This is a genomic window from Pseudomonas sichuanensis, from assembly GCF_003231305.1.
GTDB lineage: Bacteria > Pseudomonadota > Gammaproteobacteria > Pseudomonadales > Pseudomonadaceae > Aquipseudomonas > Aquipseudomonas sichuanensis.
The window spans coordinates 189,395-203,308 of the sequence record NZ_QKVM01000001.1 but is presented as its reverse complement, the minus strand read 5'-3'; the positions used below and the strand labels follow the sequence as shown (position 1 = coordinate 203,308).

Annotated in this window: 12 protein-coding genes and 3 tRNA genes; all 15 read left to right on the top strand. The window is 62.9% G+C overall.

Features of this window, described 5'->3' with window-relative positions; all coding sequences use genetic code 11:
- The first annotated feature begins 82 nt into the window (after positions 1 to 82).
- Positions 83 to 2,647: an ATP-dependent chaperone ClpB gene (gene clpB, locus DM373_RS00995; protein WP_110991764.1), complete on the top strand. Its 2,565-nt coding sequence runs from the start codon at positions 83 to 85 to the stop codon at positions 2,645 to 2,647.
- 460 nt (positions 2,648 to 3,107) lie between these two features.
- Positions 3,108 to 3,183: transfer RNA gene (locus tag DM373_RS00990), tRNA-Asn, on the top strand.
- A gap of 4 nt (positions 3,184 to 3,187) precedes the next feature.
- Positions 3,188 to 3,264, top strand: a tRNA-Pro gene (locus DM373_RS00985).
- 6 nt (positions 3,265 to 3,270) lie between these two features.
- Positions 3,271 to 3,346, top strand: a tRNA-Lys gene (locus DM373_RS00980).
- A gap of 329 nt (positions 3,347 to 3,675) precedes the next feature.
- Positions 3,676 to 4,674, top strand: coding sequence for an ATP-grasp domain-containing protein (locus DM373_RS00975; RefSeq protein WP_110991763.1), 999 nt, complete (start codon positions 3,676 to 3,678; stop codon positions 4,672 to 4,674).
- 73 nt (positions 4,675 to 4,747) lie between these two features.
- Positions 4,748 to 5,887: a trypsin-like peptidase domain-containing protein gene (locus tag DM373_RS00970; protein ID WP_110991762.1), complete on the top strand. Its 1,140-nt coding sequence runs from the start codon at positions 4,748 to 4,750 to the stop codon at positions 5,885 to 5,887.
- Between the two features lie 70 nt (positions 5,888 to 5,957).
- On the top strand, positions 5,958 to 7,085 hold the full coding sequence (locus DM373_RS00965) for a phosphoribosyltransferase domain-containing protein (RefSeq protein ID WP_110991761.1): 1,128 nt from the start codon (positions 5,958 to 5,960) through the stop codon (positions 7,083 to 7,085).
- Entirely contained in the window at positions 7,075 to 7,833 is a 759-nt protein-coding gene (locus DM373_RS00960) for an HAD family hydrolase (RefSeq protein WP_110991760.1), read from the top strand. Before DM373_RS00965 ends, DM373_RS00960 begins: the two co-directional genes overlap by 11 nt.
- Positions 7,826 to 8,914: a cysteine protease StiP family protein gene (locus DM373_RS00955; RefSeq protein ID WP_110991759.1), complete on the top strand. Its 1,089-nt coding sequence runs from the start codon at positions 7,826 to 7,828 to the stop codon at positions 8,912 to 8,914. Before DM373_RS00960 ends, DM373_RS00955 begins: the two co-directional genes overlap by 8 nt.
- Positions 8,911 to 9,858: an HpcH/HpaI aldolase/citrate lyase family protein gene (locus tag DM373_RS00950; RefSeq protein WP_110991758.1), complete on the top strand. Its 948-nt coding sequence runs from the start codon at positions 8,911 to 8,913 to the stop codon at positions 9,856 to 9,858. The genes DM373_RS00955 and DM373_RS00950 overlap by 4 nt, the downstream gene beginning before the upstream one ends.
- The gene (locus tag DM373_RS00945) at positions 9,858 to 10,586 is read left to right on the top strand and encodes an HAD family hydrolase (protein ID WP_110991757.1); all 729 of its coding nucleotides are present in this window, start codon (positions 9,858 to 9,860) and stop codon (positions 10,584 to 10,586) included. Before DM373_RS00950 ends, DM373_RS00945 begins: the two co-directional genes overlap by 1 nt.
- Before the next feature lie 2 nt (positions 10,587 to 10,588).
- Complete coding sequence (locus tag DM373_RS00940) at positions 10,589 to 11,188, top strand: TerD family protein (protein WP_110991756.1); 600 nt, start codon at positions 10,589 to 10,591, stop codon at positions 11,186 to 11,188.
- Positions 11,185 to 12,366: a TerD family protein gene (locus DM373_RS00935; protein ID WP_110991755.1), complete on the top strand. Its 1,182-nt coding sequence runs from the start codon at positions 11,185 to 11,187 to the stop codon at positions 12,364 to 12,366. Before DM373_RS00940 ends, DM373_RS00935 begins: the two co-directional genes overlap by 4 nt.
- Before the next feature lie 46 nt (positions 12,367 to 12,412).
- Positions 12,413 to 12,862, top strand: coding sequence for a tellurite resistance TerB family protein (locus DM373_RS00930; protein ID WP_110991754.1), 450 nt, complete (start codon positions 12,413 to 12,415; stop codon positions 12,860 to 12,862).
- An 11-nt stretch (positions 12,863 to 12,873) separates the two neighbouring features.
- The gene (locus DM373_RS00925; RefSeq protein WP_425272552.1) at positions 12,874 to 13,905 is read left to right on the top strand and encodes a TerC/Alx family metal homeostasis membrane protein; all 1,032 of its coding nucleotides are present in this window, start codon (positions 12,874 to 12,876) and stop codon (positions 13,903 to 13,905) included.
- Positions 13,906 to 13,914 lie beyond the last annotated feature (9 nt).

Below are 13,914 nucleotides of genomic sequence, written 5' to 3'. Positions count from 1 at the left end.
CCTATCTATTGGTCATCTCAGGCAGGTTCTTCATATAGGTGCTGTCCATCGCTCCGCCTGCCCTTTATAGGAAGGTATCCCCATGCGAATAGACCGACTGACCAGCAAGCTGCAACTCGCGTTATCCGATTCCCAATCCCTGGCCGTGGGTATGGACCACCCGGCCATCGAGCCCCTGCACCTGCTGCAGGCGCTTGTCGACCAGCAGGGCGGCTCGATCAAGCCGCTGCTGATGCAGGTGGGCTTCGACATCAACAGCCTGAAAAAGGCGTTGACCAAGGAGCTCGACCAGCTGCCGAAAATCCAGAACCCCACCGGCGACGTGAACATGTCCCAGGACCTGGCGCGCCTGCTCAACCAGGCCGACCGCCTGGCCCAGCAGAAGGGCGACCAGTTCATCTCCAGCGAACTGGTGCTGCTCGCCGCCATGGACGAGAACAGCAAGGTCGGCAAGTTGCTGCTCGGCCAAGGCGTGACCAAGAAGGCCCTGGAAAACGCCATCAACAACCTGCGCGGCGGCGCGGCGGTGAATGACGCCAATGCCGAAGAGTCGCGCCAGGCCCTGGACAAGTACACCGTCGACCTCACCAAGCGTGCCGAGGAAGGCAAGCTCGACCCGGTGATCGGCCGTGACGACGAAATCCGCCGCACCGTGCAGGTGCTGCAGCGCCGTACCAAGAACAACCCGGTGCTGATCGGCGAACCTGGCGTGGGCAAGACCGCCATCGCCGAAGGCCTGGCCCAGCGCATCATCAACGGTGAAGTGCCCGATGGCCTCAAAGGCAAGCGCCTGCTGGCCCTGGACATGGGCGCGCTGATCGCCGGCGCCAAGTACCGCGGCGAATTCGAAGAGCGCCTCAAAGGCCTGCTCAACGAGCTGTCCAAGCAGGAAGGCCAGATCATCCTGTTCATCGACGAACTGCACACCATGGTCGGCGCCGGCAAGGGCGAGGGCGCCATGGACGCCGGCAACATGCTCAAGCCGGCCCTGGCCCGTGGCGAGCTGCACTGCGTAGGTGCCACCACGCTCAACGAGTACCGCCAGTTCATCGAGAAGGACGCCGCCCTCGAGCGCCGCTTCCAGAAGGTGCTGGTCGAAGAGCCGAGCGAGGAAGACACCATCGCCATCCTGCGCGGCCTGAAAGAGCGCTATGAAGTGCACCACAAGGTGGCCATCACCGATGGCGCGATCATCGCCGCGGCCAAGCTCAGCCACCGCTACATCACCGACCGTCAGCTGCCGGACAAGGCCATCGACCTGATCGACGAAGCCGCCAGCCGCATCCGCATGGAGATCGACTCCAAGCCGGAGGTGCTGGACCGCCTCGACCGCCGTCTGATCCAGCTGAAGGTGGAATCCCAGGCGCTGAAGAAAGAAGAGGACGAAGCGGCGAAGAAACGCCTGGAGAAACTGACCGAAGAAATCGAGCGGCTGGAGCGCGAGTACTCCGACCTCGAAGAAATCTGGGCCTCCGAGAAAGCCGAGGTGCAGGGTTCGGCGCAGATCCAGCAGAAGATCGAGCAATCCCGCCAGGAGCTCGAGGCCGCCCGTCGCAAAGGCGACCTCAGCCGCATGGCGGAGCTGCAGTACGGGGTCATCCCGGACCTGGAGCGCAGCCTGCAAATGGTCGACCAGCACGGCAAGAGCGAGAACCAGCTGCTGCGCAACAAGGTGACCGAGGAAGAGATCGCCGAAGTGGTCTCCAAGTGGACCGGCATCCCGGTGGCCAAGATGCTCGAAGGCGAGCGCGAGAAGCTGCTGAAGATGGAAGACTTGCTGCACCAGCGGGTGATCGGCCAGCACGAAGCGGTCACCGCCGTGGCCAACGCCGTGCGCCGTTCCCGCGCCGGGCTGTCCGACCCGAACCGCCCCAGCGGCTCGTTCCTGTTCCTCGGCCCGACCGGCGTGGGCAAGACCGAGTTGTGCAAGGCCCTGGCCGAGTTCCTGTTCGACACCGAAGAGGCCATGGTGCGCATCGACATGTCCGAGTTCATGGAGAAACACTCCGTGGCGCGTCTGATCGGTGCCCCACCAGGGTATGTAGGTTATGAAGAGGGCGGTTACCTGACCGAGGCCGTGCGTCGCAAGCCGTACTCGGTGGTGTTGCTGGACGAGGTGGAGAAAGCCCACCCGGATGTGTTCAACGTGCTGCTGCAGGTGCTTGAAGACGGCCGTCTGACCGACAGCCACGGCCGCACCGTGGACTTCCGTAACACGGTGATCGTCATGACCTCCAACCTGGGCTCGGCACAGATCCAGGAACTGGTGGGTGACCGCGAGGCGCAGCGTGCGGCGGTAATGGATGCGGTGGGCGCGCACTTTAGGCCCGAGTTCATCAACCGTATCGACGAAGTGGTGGTGTTCGAGCCACTGGGCCGCGAGCAGATCGCCGGTATCACCGAGATCCAGCTGGGCCGCCTGCGCAGCCGCCTGCTGGAGCGCGAGCTGAGCCTGAGCCTCAGCCCGGAGGCCCTGGACAAGCTGATTGCGGTGGGGTACGACCCGGTGTATGGCGCACGGCCGCTCAAGCGTGCGATCCAGCGCTGGATCGAAAACCCGCTGGCGCAGTTGATCCTCGGTGGGCAGTTCCTGCCAGGCGCAGCGATCACTGCCAAGGTGGAAGGCGACGAAATCGTCTTTGCCTGATCACTGTTGAAATGCAGAGCCCCGCGAAAGCGGGGCTTTTTTTATGTATTTCTGTGCGGGCCTCTTCGCGGGGCAAGCCCGCTCCTAGAGGTATTGCGTGGTTCTCAGACCCTGTTAGAGGCTTGTGGGAGCGGGCTTGCCCCGCGATGGGGCCGGCGCCGGCCCAGCAAAATCGGGTCTTCCCGACCTTTTTTCATAACTTGCTGAAATTTTTGAAAAAAACGCTTGCCAGGAAAAGGGAGTGCCCCTAATATACGCCGCGTTGTCAGCCACTAAGCGAATCACCAGCAACACCGGTGACCGCAAAACAACTTACAAATCAGTAAGTTGAATGAAAAAAAGGGGTTGACAAGCAAAACGAAGAATGTAGAATAGCCGGCCTCAGCAGCGACAAAGCGAAAGCAGCGAAGCTAAAGGGTCCGAAGCGAACACAGTCTTCGGAGTTGTACCGAAGTTCAGTTCCGCGATAGCTCAGTCGGTAGAGCAAATGACTGTTAATCATTGGGTCCCTGGTTCGAGTCCAGGTCGCGGAGCCAATCTCGGGGTGTAGCGCAGTCCGGTAGCGCGCCTGCTTTGGGAGCAGGATGTCAGGAGTTCGAATCCCCTCACCCCGACCATTTTCAGGGTCGTTAGCTCAGTTGGTAGAGCAGTTGGCTTTTAACCAATTGGTCGTAGGTTCGAATCCTACACGACCCACCATGTAAAGAGGGCATCTCGAAAGAGATGCCCTTTTTCTTTTGTCGGTTGAAAAGTTGCCTTTGGTTTTAATGGGCCCGAGTTACCCGCGAGCGATGTGCCAGCCCTGCTGTGCGCGCCTCGAGCCATTGGCAATTGTCGATTTGAAACACGCGGAATTGGCTTGGTAACCTCTTCGACTTCGAAGGGCGGCTATCATGCGCCAGTCTTTCCCCGGAATGGTGGTGGAAAGGCCGGGGGCGACCACCTCACCGCGTTTTGACGTTGCATGGAATGGACCTCCGCAACCCAGTCGTTGCCGGAGCTCGTCAACTAAGTTTAGGGATGAATCGGTGATCTGGTTTCTGGAAGGGCAGTCGAGTCAACGTGATGTCGTTGCTGGGGCCAAGCAAGCGCTCGCATCCCAGGTGCGGGTCTTTGCCTCTCATAGGCAGAGCCGGCCAGAAGTCACCGGCGGAGCAGATGTCAGTCTCATGGAGCCGGTGGATGCCGAAGCGCGGCTCAACTGGGTCATCGAGACGGCCGTCAGCCAGGGCATCAAGGTTGTCGTTGCCGGCCGCGAGGGCCGTGTCTTCGAAGCCCAGCGACAGCGATTCGAGGCCCATGGCCTGGATCTGGTCACCGGCGGTCTGTCGCTGCAAACCTTTGACCTGGTTGATGACAAGAGCCGATTCACCGCCGAAGCCGAGCGTGCGGGGCTGGCCTGCGTTCCGGCTATCACCGTGCTGGATGGTGAGGCGCTGAGCGAGGCCTATGAGCGCTTGCGTGCCGGTGGCGAGGTCTGTGTGAAGCCTGCCGTGGGCATTTATGGGCAAGGGTTCTGGCGCTTCAAGGATGGCGCTGATCCGTTCCGTTGCTTTGCCAATCCAGATGCCCGTGAAGTGGACTTCCAGACCTACCTGCGCGCCTACCGAGCAGGTGCCGAGCGGCCGCCTATGCTGGTGATGCCCTACATGCCGGGCAGCGAGTGCTCCATCGACATGGTGTGCGAGTCCGGGCGCCCCGTGGCTTACGTCGGCCGGCGCAAGCAAGGCCTTTATCAGTGCTTCGAGCGTGACGGCGCCGCAGTCGAGCTCGCACTGCAAGCAGCCAGGCATTTCCGCTGCGATGGGTTGATCAATGTCCAGACCCGGGACGATGCCCGCGGTATTCCCCATTTGCTCGAGATCAATCCGCGTTATTCGGGGGGGATAGGTTACACCCGCCTGGCGGGCGTCAATCTGCCCGGCATCTTCGCTACCCGGCGCATGGGTTTGGCGGAGCCGGTGAGTGAATGGCGGCCGGATGTCAGGGTGAAACCGGTGACGGTTGCGGTGGATATGGCAAGCTGATATTAAAACGCCGGCCAAGTTGTTACAATTTGGCCTTGGTGGCATGGATAGAGATCCAAGGAGCGAATCAAGGATGATGGTGCTGGCGCCTGGCGCGAACACCCCACTGGGGGCCGTTCAGTGCTCTTGGTCACTGGAATGTGGCAACACCACGGCGTTCGGCGAGTATGCGGCTTGCGCATTGCTGCCCGTGGACGACAAGCGCCTGCCCAAGGGTGATGCCGCCCTGTTCCAGGTCGAGCTGCCGTGGATGGAGTGGAGCGGCAGCCAGGAACGGATTGGCTGCAAGCTTGACCTTGGCAAACTGCCGGCAGGTGCCGATCGGGTGCTGCTGGTGGTCTACACCTTTTCTGCGGCAGGGCCGGTCAGCGAGCTGAGATCACTTCGGCTGCAGATCGACAACCAGATCGAATTCACACCCGAGCTCGCCGATCACGGTGAGTCAGCGCTTATCATCGGCGAATTCTACTGCCGCAATCAGCAGTGGAAATTCCGCGCATTGGCGGAAGGCTCCGCCTACGGACTCTCGGCCCTGGGCCGCAGAATCGGGCTGTCCATCGACGATAGCCACCCCCTCCGAGGTCCCGGCAACGGCGGTTCCAATCGCGCCTGCGGCAGTGCCACCGGCACGGGTTTCGCCGTGACCAATACGCACATCCTGACCTGCGCCCATGTCATAGAGGGCATGCAGGAAATCCACATCGCTTCCTTCGACGGCCGCCACAAGGCCGACCCCGTGGTCGTAGATGCACGCAACGACCTGGCACTGCTGCGCATCCAGGGTGCGCCGCCGTTCAAACCGGTGAATTTCCGTGACGGGCAAGGCTGCGACCTGGGTGAAACCGTGGTCACGCTCGGTTTCCCCATGGCGGGGTTTGCCGGCGGAGGCATGCACGTAACCCAAGGCGGTGTTTCGGCACTGTTCGGGCTGCATAACGATGCCAGCCTGCTGCAGTTCACCGCCCCGATCCAGCCGGGCTCGAGCGGCAGCCCGCTGTTCGACAGTTCCGGCACGGTAGTGGGGATGGTGACTTCCACCGTCCCTGATGCACAGAACATGAATTTTGCCGTCAAGGCCGGGCTTGCCCTGGCATTTCTCGATGCCTGCGGCATCACGGTTGCCCGCAACCCGACAGGGCAGTCCTTCACAACCGCACAGCTGGCCAGGGAGGGCCAGCAGTCGTTGTGGAAGATTGAGGCGCGCAACCCTTAATACCCCATTGAATTGAAACATCAGGATTAGGTGCGGGGCCTCGGCTCGGCATCGGACTAGGAAGCCATTGATGGAAAGCAACGTAGTACCCACCTCCCTGTGCGTACAACTCAAGCGCGGTGTGCTTGAGGTCAAGATCGAGGACACCGTCCTGCCTGCGGCCGAGCTGTTCGGCTTCGCCGAGCGCCGCAATCCCAAACGGGCTTTCCTGTTCGTTTCCAAGGTACTGGGGCGTCACATACCGGTGCGCCCCGCCGTGATGGCCGCCGGCTTCGACAGCCTGGCGGCGGAGATCCCCGATGATCTGCCGGGCCCGGTGCTGGTCATCGGCATGGCAGAAACCGCTGTCGGCCTGGGGGCCGGCGTGCATCGGGCCTACAGTGCCAAACGCAGCGATTGCGTCTATATCACCAGCACGCGACACCCCCTCGGTACCGAGCTGTTCGCAAGGTTCGAGGAGGAGCACAGTCACGCCAGCGCCCATCTGATCCATTTGCCGACCGACCCCGAAACCCGTCAGCTGATGCTGCAGGCTCGTTCGTTGATCCTGGTGGATGACGAGGCGTCGACCGGCAAGACGTTCATCAATCTCTACCAGGCACTGCTGGACGCCGGTCTGCACCAGTTGGAGCGCGTGGTCACCTGCGTGCTGACCGACTGGTCGGCCGGAGCGGTCGGCCGGGCCATCGGCAGCCGGGCCAGTTCGGTCTCGCTGCTCGAGGGCAGCTATGCGTTCCACGAAGATCCGACGGCCCCGCTACCGGACATGCCGGATGTCGCCGCCGTTTCCATCGGTGCGTGGCCGCTGTCGCCCAAAGGCGACTGGGGGCGGCTTGGGGTTCGCCACGTCGAGGATACCTTGGCTCCCGGGTTGCAGGTTCGTCCTGGCGAGAAAGTCATCGTGATCGGCACCAGCGAGTTCGTCTGGCGGCCGTTTCTTCTGGCCGAGCGCCTGGAGCGTGCGGGTGCGAACGTGCACTTCAGCTCGACCAGCCGATCGCCGATTGCCCTCGGCCATGCCATTGGCCATGCCTTGTCGTTCTCGGACAACTACGGCCTGGGGATCCCCAATTTCCTTTACAACGTGCGCCCCGGTCAGTTCGACCGGGTGCTCATCTGCTCGGAAACACCGGCCCCGGCGGTCTGCGCGCAACTGATCGAGGCGCTGGGCGCGGAGGTCATCGTCGATGAGCACTAAGCGCCCACTGGTGTTCGTCGATCTCGACGACACCCTGTTCCAGACCGCCCGCAAGATGCCCGAAGGCGTTGCCAGGGCGGTGGCGACACTGGATGTGAACGGTCAGCCCAACGGCTTCATGACCCCGGTGCAGCAGGCGCTGGTCGACTGGCTGCTCGGTTCAGCCGATGTGGTACCGGTCACCGCACGCAGCGTCGAGGCCTATAGCCGGGTGCGCCTGCCGTTCAGCCTCGGGGCGATCTGTTCCCACGGCGGCACCATGCTGGGTGGCCAGGGGCAGTTGGACAGCGACTGGCATGGGGTCATGGCCGACGCACTGGCCCCATTCCAGGAGCGCCTGCACACACTGAGCGAGACCACCCTGGCGATCGGAGAGTCGCTTGGCTTCTCCCTGCGGGGCTGGGTGGTGGAGGAGAACGACCTGCGCCATTACGTGGTGACCAAGCACAACGGGGCCGATGACGCGGTATTGGCCACGGTGTTGGCCGAAGTTCGCCGACGCGGGCTGTTGGAGGGCATGCATGTACACGGCAACGGCAACAACCTGGCATTCCTGCCGCAAGGCCTGAGCAAGCGCCTGGCAGTGGAGGAGTGGCTGCGCCGTGATCGCGCCCGGCACGGCGAGCGCCCGGTGCTGGGTTTCGGTGACAGCATCACTGACCTGGGCTTCATGAACCTCTGTCATCTGTGGGCAACACCCGCCCGCAGCCAGTTGGCCGGTGCGGTCGAGGGGTTGCTGAATGACTGAGGCAATGGGCACGGTCGGCAGCGGCAGCTATGCGCCCGACGACGTGCATTTTCTGCTGCGCCCGATGCAGTTGCAGGTAACCGACGTGGCTGAGAAGGAGCGGCTGATTCAATCCAATCAGAAGCACTACTCCGAAATGATCAGCCAGGAGCATGCCCCGGATGAGGTGCACATGGGGCTTTACGCCAAGGCCCTGGCGCAGAATGGCCGGCGCATGGCGGCCGAGGTGCAGGCGTTGGCTCAGGCACTGGACATCGCCTGTACCGGCCCAAGCATCGCGCTGGTTTCGTTCGTGCGTGCTGGCCTGCCTCTGGGCGTCTTGTTGCGCCGCGCACTGGTCGGGCTGGGGCGTGACGCTCACCACTACGGCGTCAGTATCGTCCGTGATCGCGGCATTGATCACGTGGCACTGGAGATGGTCATCCAGCGCCATGGTGCGCAGAACATCGTCTTCGTCGATGGCTGGACCGGCAAGGGGGCGATCGCGGGCGAACTGCGTCGTACCTTGGCCCGCGACATACGCTTCCAGGGCGAGCCTCGCCTGGTTGTGCTGGCCGACCCTTGCGGCCAGGCCTGGATGGCCGCCTCGGCGGAGGACTGGATCATCCCGTCCGGCATCCTGGGCGCCACGGTCTCGGGCCTGGTGTCTCGTTCGATCTGGCCCACCGATCGTGGTCTGCACGGTTGCGTGGTCTACGACCACCTGAGCGAGCATGACGTTACGCGTAGCTTCATCGAGCAGATCGAACACGAGCGCGGTCGCCTGGCCGAGGTGGCCCCGGTCGCTCCCTGGAGTCTCGAGGCGCGGCAGCATTTGCAGGCGCAGGCTAGCGAGGTGGTGCGTGATCTCGCGGCACGTTTTCAGATCGGTAACCTGAATCGGGTAAAACCGGGCATTGCGGAAGCGACGCGCGCTGTCTTGCGCCGCGTCCCCGACCATGTGCTGGTGCGCGACCGCGACGACCGCGACGTGCAGTTGCTGTTGCACCTGACCGAGCGCGCGGGAATCACCGTCGAAGCGTGCGGCGAGCAGCTCGGCCCCTATCGTGCGGTCACCATCATTCGGAGCGTCAACCGATGAAAAGGATTTCGCCGTATGCGCTGGGCGCCACTTTGTACATGCCCGCTACGCGGTCCGACATTCTCGAGGTGGTGTACGGCATTCGCTTCCCCGAGCTGCGCTCGCTGGTGGTCTGCCTAGAAGATGCCGTGGCTCAGATCGACGTGGACAGTGCATTGGCCAACCTGCGCACCCTGCTGCAGCAGATCGATGCCCGTGGCGGGCGCAGCGAAGGTGGTCCGCTGTTGTTCGTGCGGCCGCGTGATGCCCGGATGGCGGCGGTGCTCAATGACTGGCCGCTGATGAAACATGTCGATGGGTTCGTGGTGCCAAAGCTGACGCTGGGCAGCCTCGTCACCTGGGAACGGGCGGTCGGCAACCCTGAGCTGCGGCTCATGCCGACCCTGGAAACCGCCGACGTGTACAACCCCGGCGCCATGACCGAACTGGGGCAAGCGCTCAAGGAAAGCCTCGATCAGCGCATCATCGCCCTGCGCATCGGCGGCAACGACCTCATGGGCTGCCTGGGCTTGCGCCGCAACCCGGCGACCACGCTGTACGCCACCCCCATGAGCTACGTCATTCCCATGCTGGCCGGCGTCATGGGCGCCCAAGGCTTCGCGCTGACCGCGCCGGTGTTCGAGCAATTGGCATCGCCTCACCTCTTGCAGGAAGAGCTCGAGCTGGACATCGCCCATGGCCTGGTCGGCAAGACGGCGATCCACCCCAACCAGATCGGCCTGATCCAGGACACCCTGCGGGTCAGCCTGGAGGACCTGAATTGTGCCCGGCTGATCGTCAACGATGTCGCGCCGGCCGTATTCAGGCACAACGACGCGATGTGCGAGCCGGCGACCCATTTCAAGTGGGCGCAGAACATTCTCGAGCGCGCGCGCTGGCACGGCATCAAGCCTGCCGAGACCGGTGCACATGAGTCCGGCATGCGCCTGGCGGAGGTCCATTGATGAGCCTGGACATGCTGGAAGCGGGTCCGAAAGGCGCCAAGGTGCTGTCGGTGTTCGACTTCGACGGCACACTGACCCGTCACGACAGCTTCGTGCCGTTCCTGCAATTTGCCTTCGGCAAGCGCGAGTTCTCGCGGCGCCTCCTGAGGATGGCCCTGCCCAGCCTCAGGTACGTGGCACGGGGCATGAGCCGCGATGAGCTCAAGGCGCAGCTTGTGCGCACCTTCCTGACCGGTGTGCAGGCCCAGTGGTTGACGCACAAGGCCGAGCTGTTTTGCCTGCGCGCATGGCCCCGGCTGATGCGCCCGACCGGCCTGCACGCGGTGGCCGCCGAACTGGCATCCGGCGCCCAGGTGACGCTGTGCTCGGCATCGCCGGCACTGGTGCTGCAGCCCTTCGCCGAACGGCTGGGGGTCAAGTTGATCGGTACCGAACTGGAAGTGCTCGACGGCAGGCTGACCGGGCGCATCAGCGGCAACAACTGCCGGTGCGAGCACAAGGTGCTGCGCCTGACGGCCGAGTATGGCCCGCTCACCGAATACCGCTTGCGCGCCTGGGGCGACACCCGCGGCGATCACGAACTGCTCGCCGCCGCACAAGACCCGCACTGGCGACATTTTCATCCGGCGTGGCGGCGTACGCGTCCGCGCTTCAACACGGCAGGGAGCCAGGGACCGGTAAGGACCACGGGCTCCCGCATGAGCATTGACGATCAACAAGGAGCGTAATCATGGCACTCACCCTGAGCAAGAATCAGAGCATCTCGCTGGAAAAGACCGCTGGAACTGGCCTGACCACCGTCAGCCTGGGCCTGGGCTGGGATCCAGTGAAAGCCACCGGTGGCTTTTTCAGCAAGCTGCTGTCCGGTGGCGGCAACGACTCGATCGACCTGGATGCCTCGTGCATCGTGCTGGATGGCGATTTCCAGCCCGTCGACGTGGTCTGGTTCCGCCAATTGACTTCGCGGGACGGTTCGATCAAGCACTCCGGCGACAACCTCACCGGTGAAGGTGATGGTGATGACGAAACCATCCATGTCGACCTGCAACGCCTGCCGGCTGACGTGAAACACCTGGTCTTCACCGTCAACAGCTTCCGTGGGCAGACCTTCGACCAGGTCGAAAATGCCTACTGCCGAATCGTCAACGCGTCGGGCAAGCAAGAGCTGGCGCGTTTCAACCTGGCGGAAAAAGGCAAGCATACCGGCGTGGTCATGGCGAGCCTGAGCCGCGGCGGCAACGGTTGGGAGTTCAAGGCGATCGGCCGTTCCACCAACGGCCGCACTGCCGAGGACTTGGTAAACCTGGCCATCGACGCGGTGCGCGCATGACGACCTTGGCCCCGGGCGGCAATGCGCCGGTAGCCGCCGGCCAACTGCGTGTCGATATCAGCTACTCACCGATCGCGGGCGCGGACATCGATATTTCTGCATTCGCGCTCACGCCATCCGGCAAAGTGCGTGGCGATGGCGACATGTGTTTCTACGGTCAGACCAGCATCCTCGGTGGAGCGGTTCAACTGGTCTCGTCCGCCAGTGGCCGGGTCGAGTTCACGCTCGACCTGGGGCGGGTCGACCCTGCGGTGGAAAAGGTCGCGCTTACCGCGACCATCTACGAGAACAAGGCGGCGTTCGACCGTGTCAGCACCCTGGCCTTGACCGTATCCGGTGGCATCGAGGCTCAGATCCCTACCCGTGGCATGAGCGAAACAGCATTGATCCTGGGCGAGTTCTACCTGCGCCAGGGCGCCTGGAAGTTCCGCTGTGTCGGGCAGGGCTTTGCCGGTGGCCTGGAGCCGCTGGCCAGGCACTTCGGCGTCGACATTGCGGCGCCAAGCCCGGCGCCGGCTCCGGCCCCTGCAGTCGTGCCACCGCCAGCGCCCAAGCCGTCGATCAGCCTGAGCAAGGTCACCCTCGACAAGACCCGTTCGAGCATCAGCCTGGAAAAGACCGCTGCCGGATTTGGCGAGATCAAGGTCAACCTGAACTGGAACCAGGGCCAGGGCCAGGGTGGTGGTGGCCTGCTCGGCGGACTGCTGGGCAAGCGCAACGCGATCGACCTGGACCTGGGTTGCCTGTTCGAAATGCAGGATGGCTACAAGGGCGCGATTCAGGCGCTCGGCAGGCGCTTTGGCGACTTGCGCGAGGAGCCTTACATCCAGCTGATGGGCGACGACCGCACCGGCGCGGTGGCAGGCGGTGAATGGCTGCACATCAACGGCCAGTTCTGGAGCGAAGTCAAACGCATCCTGATCTTCGCGTTCATCTACGACGGTGCTCCCAACTGGCGAGCCACCGACGGCGTGGTGACCATTTTCGTGCCAGGCCAGCCTGAGATCGAAGTCCGCATGAACGAGGAGGGCGGCCGCCACGGCATGTGCGCGATCGCCCTGCTGGAAAACGTCAACGGGGCCGTGAAGGTTTCGCGCCGTGTCGATTTCCACCCGGGCCATCAGGAAATGGACCGAGCCTACGGCTGGGGCATGAACTGGAAGGCCGGCTCCAAATAACCATCCGATCAAGGCGGGCCGCTCGGCCCGCAACGAGGGAAACAGCATGCTCGAATGGCTCAAAACCAATGCGGCCAAGGCCCGGGAAACGCTGACGACGGAAGTCGCCAAGTACAAGAACCGGACCTTCATGGAGGCGATCGCCAACGGTTGCGCGCTGATGTCGGCGGCTGACGGCGAGATCAAGTCCGAAGAAAAGATGAAGATGACCGGCTTCATCAACAACTCCGCGGAGTTGAAGGTGTTCAACCTGACCGACGTGATCAAGGTGTTCAGCGACGCCTGCGCGAAGTTCGAGTTCGACTTCCAGATCGGCCAGGCCGAAGCCCTGAAGGCCATCAGCAAGGTCAAGGGCAAGGACGGCGAAGCGCGCCTGTTGGTCCGTGTGGTTTGCGCTGTCGGGGCTTCCGATGGCGACTTTGATAGCAAGGAAAAGGCCGTCGGGCGCCTGATCTGCCTGGAGCTGGGCCTCAACCCAGCTGATTTCGAACTTTAAGGACTTCGACTGTGGAAACGACAATTGGCTTCCCACCGCTGACCATGGCGGTATTTGTCGGCATCGCGCTTGGCGCGCTGCTGCTGGACATGGTCACTCATCGCGATGACAAGCCCATCACCCTCGCCGGGGCGTCGATCTGGTCGCTGTTCTGGGTGGCGATTTCGCTGGCGTTTGCCGCATTCCTCTACGTTCAGCACGGGCCGCAGGTGGCCAGCCTGTTCGTTACCGGTTATGCCTTGGAAAAAGTGCTGTCGGTCGACAACCTGTTCGTGTTCATGGCCATCTTCGCCTGGTTCAAGGTGCCGGACGGCCTGCGCCACCGCATTCTCTACTGGGGCATCATCGGTGCCATCGTGTTCCGTGGCGTGTTCGTAGCCATCGGTACCGGCCTGTTGGCGTTCGGCCCGTGGGTCGAGATCGTCTTCGCGCTGATCGTGGCATGGACGGCGGTGATGATGCTCAGAAGCGGCGGTGACGATGAAGAAGAGGAAGACTATTCCCAGCACATCGCCTATCGCTTCGCCAAAAAGCTGTTCCCTGTCTGGCCCAAGCTGTATGGCCACAACTTCTTCGTCAGCCGCAAGAAGCTCGAAGTCGAAGTGCAAAAGCCCGAGAACAAGGGCATGAGCCTGGCGGCCAAGGGCGGCCTGTTCGCCACGCCGCTGTTCCTGTGCCTGGTGGTGGTCGAGGTGTCCGACGTGCTGTTCGCCTTCGACTCGGTCCCGGCGGTCATCGCGGTCAGCCGTGAACCGCTGATCGTCTACTCGGCGATGCTCTTCGCGATTCTTGGCCTGCGTACCCTGTACTTCGTGCTCGAGGCCCTCAAGCGCTACCTGGTGCACCTCGAGAAAGCCGTCATCGTGCTGCTGTTCTTCATTGCCGCCAAGCTTGGCCTCAATGCCACCGATCATCTGTTCCACCACGGTATCAGCATCGACCCGAACACCAGCCTGATCATCGTGCTGGCTGTTCTCGTCATCGGCATCCTGGCCAGTGTGCTCTTCCCGGAAAAGGAAGAGACCCCGGCCGCACACCCTTAACTCAGTAGC